Source organism: Pseudomonas sp. S2_B10 (assembly GCF_054668425.1).
Map to the genome: position 1 here is coordinate 389,283 of NZ_CP162768.1, position 13,471 is coordinate 402,753.

Here is a 13,471-nt window from a genome sequence, read left to right on the forward strand (position 1 = left end):
TAGCGCACTAGTATCAAAATAGTGGCGCGATATTAGATGGCCACTATTTTGGCGTCAATTAATGGATGCATTGAAAAATCGATTTCGATGAGCGGTACGGCTCAAATCCGTAGGCAATGAGCTTGTTAACGGATCTATTTATCAGCGTAGGTTTGCGAGCGCGGGTACGCCTTCAGGGTTACTCACGATTCATCCGAAGCAACCTCTGTAAGATTTCAGACGATCCCTTGTAGGTTTCATCCCGAGTGTTCGATTCCTACGCAAAACACAGAAAGATCTGACTGCTGTCGTTTTCCAGATACACGCACATTTCTCTGTCACAAACAGATACAGGGAAATGTGCTCAATGATGCACCCCGCCAACCTCGCGGCAGCCGCAGCGTCCAAAGCCCCGATCATCGGCCCCGCCGCCTGCCCCTTGCGCAACACCCACGTGCAACTGCTGCCCCTCGCGTACGGCCTGGTGGAAAAACCCTTCGACCCCAGCACCGAGCTCACGCTGCCGTACACCCTGACCACGCGCCCCATGGGCATCCGCCGCCTGCGCGACGGTTGGCTGTACATCGTCGACAGTCTCAGCGGCGAGCTCTACGAATACCGCGTGCTGGAAGGTGTCATCAGCGCATTGCTGCATCGCGGCAAAAGCGTCAGCGAGGATCAGCGCAGCGCCATCGAAGAACGTCCGGCGTTGATCTTTTCGCGCAAAAGCACCCTCTACGTGACCTTCGCCGATGTGCAGTTGAGCGCGGCGAAATGCCGACAGGTGCTGGACAGCGCGGAGGAACGCGAGCACTTCATGCAGGCGGTCGATCTCGGCCCGGTGCATTGTCTGATCGGCGGCGAGCATCTGCTCACCGTGGCCCAGGCCAAACAGTGGCTGGCGGAAGTGGCCTGCACAGCGAAACCGCTGGCCGAGGCAGACGCCACGCGGATGCCGGCGGTGCAGGTCAGCGATGCGCCGGAGCACGAACGCGAACCTTATCTGTGGGAAAACCCGCGACGTTTTCGCGAGGCGCATATCGGCGAATTTCTTGGTCGGGTGCGCGGGCCTTATCAGGACGACACGCTGTTTCTGCTGGTCAACGACGACCTTGGGGTGATGCGCGATCTGGCTGATTATCAGGATCTGGTGGTCGGCTGGATCGAGCAGTGGAGCAACACTGACAACAACGAGCGCGACTATCTGCTGGCCAGCTACATCGAGTCGCTGAGCCAGTTGGGCGCTCAGGATTTCGACACCCTGGCCAAGGCCAGCGACGATCCACGTGCTCAGGCATTGTTTGCTGAACTGGAGCAATTGCCCGAACCGGACCGGGAAAATACCCGGCAGGCGCTGCTTGAGTATTTGAACAAGGGGGGTGAGGTTGTCCCGACCGATACTCAGGCTCGACCTGAACTGCAACAACAGCGCGAAAAGGCTTTGGACGAGTCATTGGCGCTGAACCGCTTTGATGGCGTCGCCCCTGATTTCACCGCGCACGCTCGCGTCACCGCCGAGGCGGACCGACGCTTTTACACCCGCGAATATTTTTCTGAAGTCGCCCCTGCCGACTTCGTCGAGCGCCATCTGAACACACTGGTCGACCTCGGCAAGGATCAGAACCGACGCATGAGAGACGTGCTCGACGGCCCGTTGCTCAGCGGCAAACGCGGCATCAACGACCTGATCGACCGCCCGGCGATGGACGAGGTTCTGAACAGTCATCGCGACAACCTCGGACGCTGGAATCGCCTGCTCGAACGCATCACCGCCGATCGCGCGCAACTGCTGTGCGCCGGGCGTTTCCATCGCTCGGCGTGGTATTTCGACGGTCAAGTGCAGATCGATCAGGCGCTCGCCAGCGAATACGCCTGCCTCAAGGACATCGGCCGCAGCGACGCGGCCAACGAACAAATGCTCGATTACCTCGAACAACACCCGCAACTGACCCGCCCGTTGTTCTACACCTTGTCGCTGCGTTTGCAGACCGAACAGGCCGGGCAATATTCAACGCTGTTCAACGCCGGCATGGCGATGTTCAACAACCTGCCGGACTGGCTGGCCAAATTGCAGAGCATCGAGCAGCCGCAGCTGCCCGCGCTGGATGATCTGCCGGCACACAGCCGCGTCCTCGCCGATGCCGTGCAGGACACCTACAGCCCGGCGCTGAACCTCGGCCTGAGCCGGGCGCTGGAAGGCTTTGATCTCGCCGGCGAGAAAATTCCCGACCTCGACGAACTGTTCCAGCGCCTGCCCAAAGCCCTGCGCCTGCGCGTGTTCGACGCCGCGCGAACCAGCGGCGTGACCTTCACCGTGTCCACCCCGGCGGAGCAAGCGGCGCTGCAAGCCACGATCAAGGAAGTGCTGCGCGAGCGCGACTACCTGAAAACCCTCAACCGCGAACGCAACCAGCTCACCCACAATAAAAACCGCCAAGGCCACAAAACCGCCCGGGCGGTGGAAATGCAGCAGGAAATCGTCCGCGTGCGCACGCAACTGGCCTTGTTCGAAGGCCGCCTTGCGGCAGCGTTAAGCCCGATCGACGAACTGCCGGATCGCTCGGCGCGACTGTATGGCGCCACCCCGGCGAAAGCGGGATTGACGGTGGTGTTTCCGCCGGCGCAGCACGGGGAATTGCGTGGGTTGCTGGAGAACATTCGCGCGGGAGTGGCGGGGGTTTCGAAGGCGAGTCTGGTGCGGACGGAGGGGATGGGGTTGTTGGTGGTGTTGGTGCAGGTGGTGAATTTGGTGGGGGCTTTGCGTGAACTGCGTAGGCAAACAGCGAATAAACGAGTTTGGCAGCCATTCGCCAATGCGATTGTCGCTACTGGGGCTGCAGGATTTACTGCCGCGCAAAGTCTTGGGGATACAGCCTTGAAAAACCGCAGTTCATTTCTGGCGACGAATCTTCAGCAGGCGGCGCTGAAAAACGTGCATGTGCAGTTGGGGAAACTGCATGTGGGATTAGGTTTTTTCACCTATTTGGCAGGGTTGGCATCGTCTGCGAACAGTCTTGTTACGCAGCGCAAAAATTGGGAGCAGGCGATTCGTAGTGGAAGCCATTCGGCGGGTAATGCAGCGGCACTGGGCACCTTGGGTTCCAGCGGAATGACAACCGTCAACGCATATGGTTTGGGTCACACCCTGTACGCAGGTTATACCGTGATTGTGGCGCCAAACGGTGCTGCACGAACTGCCGCGTGGGCCGCTGCGGGTACACGCCTTTCTACGGTGTTCTTCCGTTTCAACTTGGCGGGCGCGCTATTTACGGTCCTGGAGCTCAGCGGAAGTTGGTTGTATAGCCGCTTCAACCTCAGTGCCCACGATAAATGGCTGACAATCACACCATGGAGCAGGGATGGCGAGATGCGTGGTGACCACACACTTGATGACTATCAAAGTTACTTGGCTTTTTTAATTCACGCGCCTTACGCGCAACTTGGGAGAAATCCGCATGACTACTGGCTGAAAGATCTGCTGGTCATAGCCAAGACCAGCGATATTCATCTGGTGCTGCCTCGACTGACGCTGAATGACTTGTTACCTCCCCTTGGCAGTGAACCAAGCTGCCGGCTAGGTATCGGCGCACACCGCATTTCCACTCCGCTGCACAGTAGAGGAGTTCCACGGGAGCGGAGAGATGTCATCAGCAACGAAATTGTGAATAGCCTGCGCATCGTCAAGTCCAATTCGGAGGGACTCGTGCTCTGTCTTCAATACCCCACAAATTCCGACTCTGAATTCGTCCCGGCGAAAGAAACACTGGAGTTGGCGGTGTGCATTCAGGCTATGAACAAAAGGGGTGAGTGGCAGTCACGAACCCGAGTAATCCATCTGGATCCTCGTGGAGACGGACACTACGCCGTAGTTGCACCTCAGTTTGTCAAAGAAAAGCCACCACTTGTGAAGGTCGAAATCCAGTATCTGGAGCGAGCCGACCATGCGCAATAGCAACGACAAACAAACACCAAGAGTGGCATTTGAACTGCCGAAACAAGCGGGATTTATTGAGCCGTTTCCGAGTGGAAAAATTACCTATCTCGCGCCCTTGCCATTACCAACACAAACGCCACCCTACGGGCCTCATATAGGGGTACTAAACAGTGTTTACATGGACTTCGGGTTGGGAAACCCGCAGGTATTCATGTGGCAGATGACTTTAGGAGGACCGTTCAGTGGCACATTCATGATCGCGTTTCTATATCCACTGGTGGGAGGCTTTATTGGGCTCATGTTTGGAGATAACTGGGAGTTTATTCAGGAAATTATTGAGGGTGTTTTTCTTGCCCTTTACAAATTGGCGTTATTAACGGGTTTTATGGCCTTGGGTATCGGCCTGGGCGTCTGGCACCACGTCCACAAAAAACGCCTCTCCCTCATCCCAACCCGCTTCAACCGCCAACGCCGCGAAGTCTGCTTCATGCCCGAAGGCGCCACCGAGCCGGTTTTTGTCCCGTGGGAGTCGCTCAGCGCGTGGATCATCGAAGCCAAGGGCGCCACCCAGTTCGGGATCCATCGCCAATACGGTATGGGCATCGGTTTCTACCAAGGTGAAACCCTCATAAGCCAGGAATTCCAATGCGCCGGCCTGGAGCTCGCGATCAGCCATTGGGAAGCGATTCGCGGTTACATGGAGTACGAGGTCAACGACCTCAAATCGATTCAGGATTTGCAGGATCTGCAAGGCCCGGACGACCCACCCCACGAAGGCCTGCATACATTCCACAATGCCCGCGCGCGGATGCATCAGGAGATCCATGAAGGCCGCCGCTCGCGGTTGTCGGGGTTCTTCTGGTACCTGTATCACGTCATGACCTTATGGACGATTCCCAACCGTCTGCTCGAATGGGAAATTCGTCGGCTGGAAAGAATCGGCAAGCAGGCGCTGCCGGATGTTATGCGTGCCTGGTCCGAGCCATTGCCGAAAGAGCAATGGGCCAAGCCCAGTGAAGAGTTGTTGCGACTGAGTGAACAAGTGCGGCGGATGCACAAGCGCCAGCCGCATCGGCCGATTACCGAAATATTCGCCGCTGTCGGTGCAAGCAGACACGCGACAAGGCAAGGGGCGTGATTTGCCAGTAAACTCCCCTCCTTTCGCCGCCCGTTCTTCTTCGCGGCCACCCTCTTGATCAAAATGCGGAGTCCACCTTGCGTCTGTTCCACACCTCCGACTGGCACCTTGGGCAAAACCTGCACGGCCAGGAGCGCGATTTCGAGCACGCGTGTTTTCTCGAATGGCTGCTGCGCCAGTTGCACTTGGCGCAGCCGGATGTGCTGCTGATTGCCGGCGATATCTTCGATACGGTCAATCCGCCGGTCAAAGCTCAGGAACGCCTTTACGACTTCATCGTCAGCGCTCACGAACAGCAGCCGTTGCTGACCATCGTGATGATCGCCGGCAACCATGATTCCGGCTCGCGGATCGAGCTGCCGGCGCCGTTGATGCGGCGTTTGCGCACTCACGCGTTGGGTCGGGTCTTGTGGCTGGATGACGGGCAACTCGATGCCGAGCGCCTGCTGCTGCCGCTGCCGAATGCCCAAGGAGAAATCGCCGCGTGGTGTCTGGCGCTGCCGTTTTTGCGCCCGGCGGAAGTCACTGGCGCGCATCTGGGTGACAACTATCTGCGCGGCATCGGTCAGGTGCATGAATGGCTGATCGCGGCGGCGAATGCCAAGCGTCAACCCGGGCAGGCGTTGATCGCTATCAGCCACGCGCACATGGCCGGGGGCTCGGTGTCGGAGGATTCCGAGCGCAGCCTGATCATCGGCAATGCCGAAGCGCTGCCCGCCAGCCTGTTCGGCGAAAGCATCAGTTACGTCGCCCTCGGCCATTTGCACAAGCCGCAGAAGGTCAACGGCGAGGAGCGCATTCGCTACAGCGGCTCGCCGATTCCGCTGTCGTTCTCCGAAATCGGTTATCAGCATCAGATTCTCGATGTGGTCCTCGAGGGTGAAACCCTGGTCAGCGTCGAGCCGAAACTGATCCCGCGCTCGGTCAATCTGCAACGCATCGGCCCGGCACCGCTGGCCGAGATTCTGCTGCAACTGGCCGACCTGCCGAACATCGATCTGCTCGCCGAAACCCAGCGCCAGCCCTGGCTCGAAGTGCGCGTGCGCCTGGATGAGCCGCAGCCGGATCTGCGCCATCAAGTGGAAACCGCACTGCAAGGCAAAGCCGTGCGACTGGTGCGCATCGCCGCTGAATACGCCGGCAATCGTGGCGCCGATGGCAGCGATGACGGCAGCACGTTGATCGAACTCGACCAGCTCACCCCGCAGGAATTGTTCAGCCGCGCCTGGCTCGACAATTACGGCAGCGAGGTCGACGAGCAGACGCTCAAGGACTTCGCCGAACTGCTGCAGGACGTGCAACTGGAGGGCGAGCAGCCATGAAGATTCTCGCCATTCGTTTGAAGAACCTCGCCTCGCTGGCCGGTCCGTTCGAGATCGATTTCACCGCCGAACCGCTGGCCAGCGCTGGTCTGTTTGCGATCACCGGCCCCACAGGCGCTGGTAAGAGCACGTTGCTTGATGCGTTGTGTCTGGCGCTGTTCGGCGCCGTGCCGCGCCTGAACAACACCGGTCGCGATGCCAAAGTCCCCGATGCTGACGGTGAAATCGCCACTGGCGACCCGCGCACCTTGCTGCGACGCGGCACCGGTGAAGGCTATGCCGAAGTGGATTTTGTCGGCGTCGATGGCCGCCGCTATCGCGCGCGCTGGGAAGCCAATCGTGCTCGCGAGAAGGCTGGTGGCAAACTCCAGGCCAGTCGGCAGAGCCTGCGCGACATCGATCAGGATCAACTGCTCGCCAGCCAGAAAGGCGAATACAAAACCCAGCTGGAAGCCGCGCTGGGCCTCAACTTTGAACAGTTCACTCGCGCTGTGCTGCTGGCGCAGAGTGAGTTCAGCGCGTTCCTCAAGGCTGACGACAACGACCGCAGTGAACTGCTGGAAAAACTCACAGACACCGCGCTCTACACCCGCCTCGGCCGCCGCGCTTTCGACAAGACCAAAGAAGCCCGCGAAGCGCACAAGCTGTTGCAGGATCAGGCTACCGGGGTAACGCCTTTGGCGCCGGAAGCGCGCGCCGAACTCGACGAGCGTTTCAACACCGCGCAGCAACATATGAAGGCGCAACAGGCGCAGCTCAAACAGCTTGAGCAACAACACGGTTGGCTGAAGGATTTGCGTCAGTTGCAGGACGCGCAAAAAGCCGCCAGCGAACAACTGCAAACCGCGCAACAGCAATGGCAGGCACTGGCCGGCGAGCGGGTGAAGCTGACGCGTCTGGAACAGCTTGGCCCGCAACGCCATCAGTTCGCGCGCAAGGCCGAGCTTGATGCGCTGCTGACGCCACTGACGACGCAGATTGCCGCGCACACCCAACAACACGCCGCGTTGGGCGAACGCCAGACGCAACTGGCGCAAAACCTCGATACAGCAAAAGTCGCCCTCAGCGAAGCACAACAACGCCAGAGCGAAAACGCGCCGTTGCTGCGTCAGGCATTCGAAGAGCAAAGCACCCTCGCCCGTCTGATCAAGGACACTGCCAGCAGCGCCGAAGCCCGACAAACCGCCGAGCAAGCGTTCAAGGATGGCCAGAGCGCGATTCAGACCTTGCAGGAAAAACAGGCTGAGGTCGCCGAGCGTTTGCAACGCATCGCCACCGAGCTTGAGCAGAGTGCGCATCTGGCGCCGTTGAGCGATGCCTGGAGCGCCTATCGCGACCGTCTGCAACAGCTGATGCTGATCGGCAACCGCATGAACAAGGGCCAGACCGAACTGTCGTCCCTCGAACAGAACGCCGCGCGCAGTGCTGAGCAACTGGCCTCGCACAAACAGCAACTGGAAGTGCTGTTCAAAGAGGCCGGCGCCGAGCCCGATGCGGTTGCGGAACAGATCGGCCTGCTCGGCACCTTGCTGCAGGACAACCGCAAACAGCTGCGCGCAATCGAAGACCTGTCGCGCCTGTGGGCGTCTCAGCAGGATCTCGACAAGCGCAGCGCCGAGTTGCAACAACGTCAGCTCGACGCGCAGCAGCAACGTGAACGTCTGACCCAGGACGGTGTGAAAACCAAGGCCGAGCTGACCGTCGCCGAGCAGACCCTCAATGTCACTCGCGAACTGCTCGAGCGTCAGCGGCTGGCGCGCAGTGCCAGTGTCGAAGAGTTGCGCGCGCAGTTGCAGGACGATCAGCCCTGCCCGGTCTGCGGCAGCAACGAGCATCCCTATCATCAGCCCGAAGCGCTGTTGCAAAGCCTTGGCCGTCACGATGAAAGCGAACAGGCCAACGCCCAGCAAGTGGTCGATCAGCTCAAGGAAAAACTGATCGAGCTGCGCGGCGAAGTCGGTGGCGTGATCGCGCAACAGAAAGAGCTGCTGCAGCAACAGGAACAACTGGCGGCGCAGCAACAAGCCCTGGCCCCGAGCCTCGAGGCGCATCCGCTGGCCGCGCAACTGTTCAATCAGGACGCCGACAAACGCGACGCCTGGCTCAGCCGCCAGACCGAGCAGTTGAACCAGAGCATCACTCAAGACGAGCAACGGCAAAGCGCCCTGCTCACCTTGCAACAGGACGCGGCGCGCTTGTCGCAACAATTGCGTCAGGCCGAGGTGGCGTATCAGCAAGCGGCGCAACAGCTGAGCCATCAGCAGCATGAACTCAACAGCGACCGTCAGCGCCTTGAAGAAGAACTCAGCGCGTTCGGTCCGCTGCTGCCGGCTGACACCCTCGAAGCACTGCGCCTGGAGCCGGCGGCAACATTCATGCAGTTGGATCGGCAGATCGCCGAGCGTCTGGCCCAGCTCGAACAGCAAAAGGAAGAGCTGAGCGAACAGCAGCAACGCCAGCAGACGTTGGAGAAAGAACAGGATCGCCAACAGCTGCGCACTCAGCAACTGCACAGCGCCGAGCAACAATTCACCGCGCTGACCGAGCAGCAGCAAAGCTGTCAGGAAAAACTCGCGCAGTTACTTGGCAAGCACGACAGCGCCGAGCATTGGCAGCAGCAGCTGGAACACGCGGTGGAACAGGCGCGCGTAGCCGAAACCAGTACAGCTGAAGAGCTGCAAAGCGTGCGCACGCAGCTGGTGCAGACCGCAGCCGAACTCAAGTCACAGCAGGATCGCCTGAAAGCATTGGAGGCTGAAGAACAGGCACTCGCCGGCAAGATCGCCGATTGGCGCGCCAGCCACCCGGAACTGGATGACAGCGGCCTGGAAGACTTACTGCGCTTCGACGACGCGCAAGTCGCCGACCTGCGTCAGACCCTTCAGCACAACGAAAAAGCCATCGAACAGGCCCAGGTCTTGTTGCAAGAGCGCGATCAGCGCCTGCTCGATCACCAGGCCCGGCAGGACGGCAATCTTCACGCCGAACAGCTGGACAGCGCCCTCGCCGAGCTGCAAAACCAGTTCGCCGTCAGCGAACAGCAGTGCGCCGAACTGCGCGCCGAACAGGCGGAAGACCAGCGCCGACAGAACGCCAATCAGGCGTTGGCCCGGCAGATCGCTGACGCCTACGCCGAGTATCAACGCTGGGCGCGACTCAGTGCCTTGATCGGCTCAGCCACCGGCGACACCTTCCGCAAGATCGCCCAGGCCTACAACCTCGACCTGCTGGTGCACCACGCTAACGCGCAGCTGCGCCAACTGGTCAAACGCTATCGCCTCAAACGTGGCGGCAGCATGCTCGGCCTGCTGGTGATGGACACGGAAATGGGCGACGAACTGCGCTCGGTGCATTCGTTGTCGGGCGGCGAGACGTTCCTCGTATCACTGGCGTTGGCGCTGGGTCTGGCTTCGATGGCGTCGAGCACACTGAAAATCGAATCGCTGTTTATCGACGAAGGTTTCGGCAGCCTAGATCCGGAATCCTTGCAACTGGCCATGGACGCGCTCGATGGCTTGCAGGCGCAGGGACGCAAGGTGGCGGTGATTTCCCACGTGCAGGAAATGCACGAGCGGATTCCGGTGCAGATTCAGGTGCGGCGCCAGGGCAATGGTTTGAGCACGCTGGAGGTGAAATGAACACGCTGTATTCCTTCCGCCGCTGCCCTTACGCCATGCGTGCGCGAATGGCGTTGCGTTATGCGGGCGTGCCGGTGGAGATCGTTGAGGTCAGCCTCAAGAACAAGCCGGCGGAAATGCTCGCACTCTCGCCCAAGGGCACCGTGCCGGTGCTGAATGCCGATGGCGTGGTGATCGATGAGAGTCTGCAGATCATGCGCTGGGCGTTGGCGCAGAATGATCCGGATGATTGGTTGCTGGGCGGTGATTCGTTCGCGGCACTGTGGATGGAGAAACTGATTGAAGGCAATGATCAGATTTTCAAATCGGCTTTGAATCGCTACAAGTACGCCGAGCGTTACCCTGAGCAGCCGATGGAAGCTTATCGGGCTGAAGGTGCGTTATTTCTGCAGAAACTGGATGAGCTGCTTGAAGGACGTGAGTACTTGCTGGCCGATCATCCGAGCCTCGCCGACATCGCCCTGCTGCCCTTCGTCCGGCAGTTCGCTCACGTTGATCGCGAGTGGTTCGCGCAGACGCCTTATGTTCGCTTGCAAGCCTGGTTGCAGAGCTTGCTCGAATCCGAACTGTTCACCTCGATCATGAAGAAGTAACTCTCTCTCTCTTGATCGTTCCCACGCTCCGCGTGGGAATGCAGCCGGGGACGCTCTGCGTCCCAGTGGAACGCGGAGCGTCCCTTGAGGCATTCCCACGCAGAGCGTGGGAACGATCATTAGGCCAGTGCTTGGCACATGCCCAGCGCCATGCAATCCACTTCAAACGGCCCGAGAAAATCCAGCGCGACCTTGACCGGTGGATTGCCGGCCATCAACCCCAGCGTGTTGGCTCTTTCAATGTTGTGGGCGATGTTGTGGTTGGCCTCTATGGCCCGGGCCAAGCCGCCCACCGAGCCCTGGCCAAATCCCAACAGTGAGGCGCCGTTGGTCATCAGCGCGAGGCTGGCGATGACCCAGAGTCTGTAGCCTTTCATGCGCCGCCGACTCCTGCGAGTTCGGCCCTGTCGACCATTGCGCTTTGCGAGCGCAGTTCGAACTGGATGCCGGGGTGGGCGACGTCGATCGGGGCGTCGAAGCTGTGTTCCATTTGTGCGCCGATGCTGACAAACAGCACCACGGCCAGGTACAGACCGATGGCCAGGTAGGCGCCGCGTTTGGCGGAAGTGAGGATTGCGCTGGCCATGGTGTTCTCCGTGGGCAAAGGTTTCGATGGCCACAGAATCAATCAAAAAAGCCGAAGCAACCACTCAGGGTTTGCAATGGTGAATATCAGCTTCGTTGATTATTTAGCGGCTCTATTTGCCCGCGAGAGAAAACCTATGAGTGGAGAACGCGTACGCGCACAGGAGCTGCCGAAGGCTGCGATCTTTTGACGATTGATCGTTCCCACGCTCCGCGTGGGAATGCTTCAAGGGACGCTCCGCGTTCCAATGGGACGCAGAGCGTCCCGGGCTGCGTTCCCACGCAGAGCGGGGGAACGATCAGGTTACGCGCGCGCGTAGGAGCTGCCGAAGGCTGCGATCTCTTGTTTGATCGTTCCCACGCAGAGCATGGGAACGATCAAGATCGCAGCCTTCGGCAGCTCCTACAAGGAGACGGGAATTTCAGGCTTGGGTTTTGTGATCCAGCGCGGCGTAGAAGTTGGCGCTTTGTTGCAGGTATTTCTGGGTGTAGCTCTGGGTGTGGGATTTTTTGCTGGCGATTTCGACGTTGGCACCGGCTGGCAATACCACGGTGGCAGAAATGGCGGAAGCGGCGATGACGGAGAAGAGATTGAAATTCATGGCGGTAACCCTCGTGTTCGTTTGCTTGGTTTGCCCGGCGGGCTGTGAAACAAACGTAACGCTCGAGGGTTGCTCGCTTGAAATCTTTTGTAGCATTAGCCGATATCAGTGCAATTAATACAACGATGCAGGCCCCGCAGACCGGGGCCTGTGGCTTATTGTCGCACTAGAAACTTCAGATCGCTTGGCGCGTCCATCGGCAGTTTTTGCACGGTTTTACCGAGCAGACCCGTCTTGGTATCGCGCTCGACGACGACAATCTGGTTGCTCTTCTGGTTGGCGATCAAGACGAATTTACCGCTCGGATCGAGAGCAAACTCGCGCGGGTGATCCCCCTCGACCGAGCGCTTTTGCAGCTCTTTGAGCTGACCGGTCGCAGGATCAATGCCGAACACTACGAGTTGATTGGCCGTGCCGCGATTGCTCACGTAGAGAAACTTGCCGTCAGCCGAAGCATGCAGCGCCGCGCCGGCCTTGTCCGAGGTTGGCTGGCCCGCCGCCAGATCGACCAACTGCGTCTGGGTCAGTACGCCGTCCTTGTAGTCGAACACCGCGACCTGTGCACTCATCTCCATGGTCAGCCAGGCGTGTTTGCCGTCAGCGCTGAACAGCAGATGACGCGGGCCACTGCCGGCCGGCAAGGCTACCGAGGCGGTTTTCGCCGGGGTCAGCGGCAGGTGCGGGTTGGCCTTCGGGTCGTACTGATAGATGAAAACCTTGTCCGCGCCCAAATCATTGGAGAACACATAGCGACCGTCCGGCGAAGACACCGTCGAGTGCACGTGATTCGAGGCCTGGCGCTCAGGGTTGACCCGACTGGCCGGGTGGCCGCTCATCTGCACCACCGGTTTCAGCTGGCCGTCGGCATCGACCGGCAATACCGCCAGGGTGCCGCCCGGGTCTTCCATCACCGAGTAGTTGCTGACGAACAGGTGTCTGGCATCAGCGCTGAGGCTGGAATGGGTTGGCTCGTTACCGAGGCTCTGCACCTGATTGATCAGGCTCAGCGCATGGGTCTTCGGGTCAATGGCGAAGCTGCTGACGCGGCCGACCGGATCGGTCTGGCCCGGGCCGTTTTCGTTGACCACGAACAAACGCTTCTGGTCTTTCGAGAGGGTCAGCCACGAAGGGTTTTCGGTCTTGACCACTTGCAGCGGCTTGGCGTCGATCTGGCCGGTGGCACTGTCGAACTGCATGCGGTAGATGCCCTGGCTGGAACCGGCGGTGTACGAGCCGACCAGCAACTGCAAGGTGTCGGCGCTGGCGCTGGAAAGCCCCATCGCGCCGACGCTGCCGGCCATCAGCAAAGGCCAGAAGTTACGCATTTTCATTATTGTCATCCTCATCGTCGCTGCTGCTGACTACGTCGCCGAGGCACACCAGACGATGCTCGCCCGTGGTCTTGGTGTCGCTGGCGTAACCGACGATCAGCCAGCTCTGCAGCGTCTCATCGAACGTCGCTTGCGCGACCTGCGCCGGGGTGAATTCCCAGTGCTTGGCTGCACGGCCATCAATGCATTCGATGTGCAGGTTATCGTCCTCGTCGAGGGCGAATTCGAAGGCGTGCAGGCCATCGATTTCGACCATATCGCAGTGTTCGAGGGCGTTGAGAAGGGTTTGGGCAGTCATGGCAAACAGTCTTTCTAGGGGGGAAAGGGCCAATGATAGCCCAATGTGATC

11 protein-coding genes are annotated in these 13,471 nt (G+C 59.7%); 6 read left to right on the forward strand and 5 right to left on the reverse strand.

All coding sequences use genetic code 11. The features are described from left to right. Nucleotides 1–346: 346 nt before the first annotated feature. The 5 genes from AB4O45_RS01575 to AB4O45_RS01595 all read left to right on the forward strand — a co-directional run bounded on the left by AB4O45_RS01575 (nt 347) and on the right by AB4O45_RS01595 (nt 10,604). Nucleotides 347–3,931, forward strand: coding sequence for a toxin VasX (locus tag AB4O45_RS01575; protein ID WP_460160987.1), 3,585 nt, complete (start codon nt 347–349; stop codon nt 3,929–3,931). After that, complete coding sequence (locus tag AB4O45_RS01580) at nt 3,921–5,051, forward strand: hypothetical protein (RefSeq protein WP_083613212.1); 1,131 nt, start codon at nt 3,921–3,923, stop codon at nt 5,049–5,051. Before AB4O45_RS01575 ends, AB4O45_RS01580 begins: the two co-directional genes overlap by 11 nt. 77 nt (nt 5,052–5,128) lie before the next feature. Continuing rightward, entirely contained in the window at nt 5,129–6,373 is a 1,245-nt protein-coding gene (locus tag AB4O45_RS01585; protein WP_256810092.1) for an exonuclease SbcCD subunit D C-terminal domain-containing protein, read from the forward strand. After that, nucleotides 6,370–10,011: an AAA family ATPase gene (locus AB4O45_RS01590; protein ID WP_460160988.1), complete on the forward strand. Its 3,642-nt coding sequence runs from the start codon at nt 6,370–6,372 to the stop codon at nt 10,009–10,011. The genes AB4O45_RS01585 and AB4O45_RS01590 overlap by 4 nt, the downstream gene beginning before the upstream one ends. Further along, complete coding sequence (locus AB4O45_RS01595; protein WP_460160989.1) at nt 10,008–10,604, forward strand: glutathione S-transferase; 597 nt, start codon at nt 10,008–10,010, stop codon at nt 10,602–10,604. Before AB4O45_RS01590 ends, AB4O45_RS01595 begins: the two co-directional genes overlap by 4 nt. Nucleotides 10,605–10,723: 119 nt before the next feature. On the opposite strand, the gene AB4O45_RS01600 is transcribed toward AB4O45_RS01595, so the two are convergent. Continuing rightward, the gene (locus AB4O45_RS01600) at nt 10,724–10,981 is read right to left on the reverse strand and encodes a hypothetical protein (RefSeq protein WP_056789426.1); all 258 of its coding nucleotides are present in this window, start codon (nt 10,979–10,981) and stop codon (nt 10,724–10,726) included. Beyond that, complete coding sequence (locus AB4O45_RS01605) at nt 10,978–11,190, reverse strand: hypothetical protein (RefSeq protein ID WP_039763920.1); 213 nt, start codon at nt 11,188–11,190, stop codon at nt 10,978–10,980. The genes AB4O45_RS01600 and AB4O45_RS01605 overlap by 4 nt, the downstream gene beginning before the upstream one ends. On the opposite strand from AB4O45_RS01605, the gene AB4O45_RS01610 reads away from it, so the two are divergent. Next, the gene (locus AB4O45_RS01610) at nt 11,189–11,380 is read left to right on the forward strand and encodes a hypothetical protein (RefSeq protein ID WP_353189003.1); all 192 of its coding nucleotides are present in this window, start codon (nt 11,189–11,191) and stop codon (nt 11,378–11,380) included. The two genes, AB4O45_RS01605 and AB4O45_RS01610, sit on opposite strands and share 2 nt — an antisense overlap. 231 nt (nt 11,381–11,611) lie before the next feature. On the opposite strand, the gene AB4O45_RS01615 is transcribed toward AB4O45_RS01610, so the two are convergent. The 3 genes from AB4O45_RS01615 to AB4O45_RS01625 all read right to left on the reverse strand — a co-directional run bounded on the left by AB4O45_RS01615 (nt 11,612) and on the right by AB4O45_RS01625 (nt 13,420). After that, on the reverse strand, nt 11,612–11,791 hold the full coding sequence (locus tag AB4O45_RS01615) for a hypothetical protein (RefSeq protein ID WP_016775003.1): 180 nt from the start codon (nt 11,789–11,791) through the stop codon (nt 11,612–11,614). Between the two features lie 155 nt (nt 11,792–11,946). Beyond that, nucleotides 11,947–13,122, reverse strand: a complete 1,176-nt coding sequence (locus AB4O45_RS01620) for a lactonase family protein (protein ID WP_460160990.1) — start codon at nt 13,120–13,122, stop codon at nt 11,947–11,949. Further along, nucleotides 13,109–13,420: a DUF5629 family protein gene (locus AB4O45_RS01625; protein WP_460160991.1), complete on the reverse strand. Its 312-nt coding sequence runs from the start codon at nt 13,418–13,420 to the stop codon at nt 13,109–13,111. The genes AB4O45_RS01620 and AB4O45_RS01625 overlap by 14 nt, the downstream gene beginning before the upstream one ends. Between the last annotated feature and the right edge of the window lie 51 nt (nt 13,421–13,471).

Coding starts and splice junctions, on each gene's coding strand:
- AB4O45_RS01575 (WP_460160987.1), top strand. CDS start 347: ATGATGCACCCCGCCAACCTCGCGGCAGCCGCAGCGTCCAAAGCCCCG.
- AB4O45_RS01580 (WP_083613212.1), top strand. CDS start 3,921: ATGCGCAATAGCAACGACAAACAAACACCAAGAGTGGCATTTGAACTG.
- AB4O45_RS01590 (WP_460160988.1), top strand. CDS start 6,370: ATGAAGATTCTCGCCATTCGTTTGAAGAACCTCGCCTCGCTGGCCGGT.
- AB4O45_RS01595 (WP_460160989.1), top strand. CDS start 10,008: ATGAACACGCTGTATTCCTTCCGCCGCTGCCCTTACGCCATGCGTGCG.
- AB4O45_RS01600 (WP_056789426.1), bottom strand. CDS start 10,981: ATGAAAGGCTACAGACTCTGGGTCATCGCCAGCCTCGCGCTGATGACC.
- AB4O45_RS01610 (WP_353189003.1), top strand. CDS start 11,189: ATGGTGTTCTCCGTGGGCAAAGGTTTCGATGGCCACAGAATCAATCAA.
- AB4O45_RS01605 (WP_039763920.1), bottom strand. CDS start 11,190: ATGGCCAGCGCAATCCTCACTTCCGCCAAACGCGGCGCCTACCTGGCC.
- AB4O45_RS01615 (WP_016775003.1), bottom strand. CDS start 11,791: ATGAATTTCAATCTCTTCTCCGTCATCGCCGCTTCCGCCATTTCTGCC.
- AB4O45_RS01620 (WP_460160990.1), bottom strand. CDS start 13,122: ATGAAAATGCGTAACTTCTGGCCTTTGCTGATGGCCGGCAGCGTCGGC.
- AB4O45_RS01625 (WP_460160991.1), bottom strand. CDS start 13,420: ATGACTGCCCAAACCCTTCTCAACGCCCTCGAACACTGCGATATGGTC.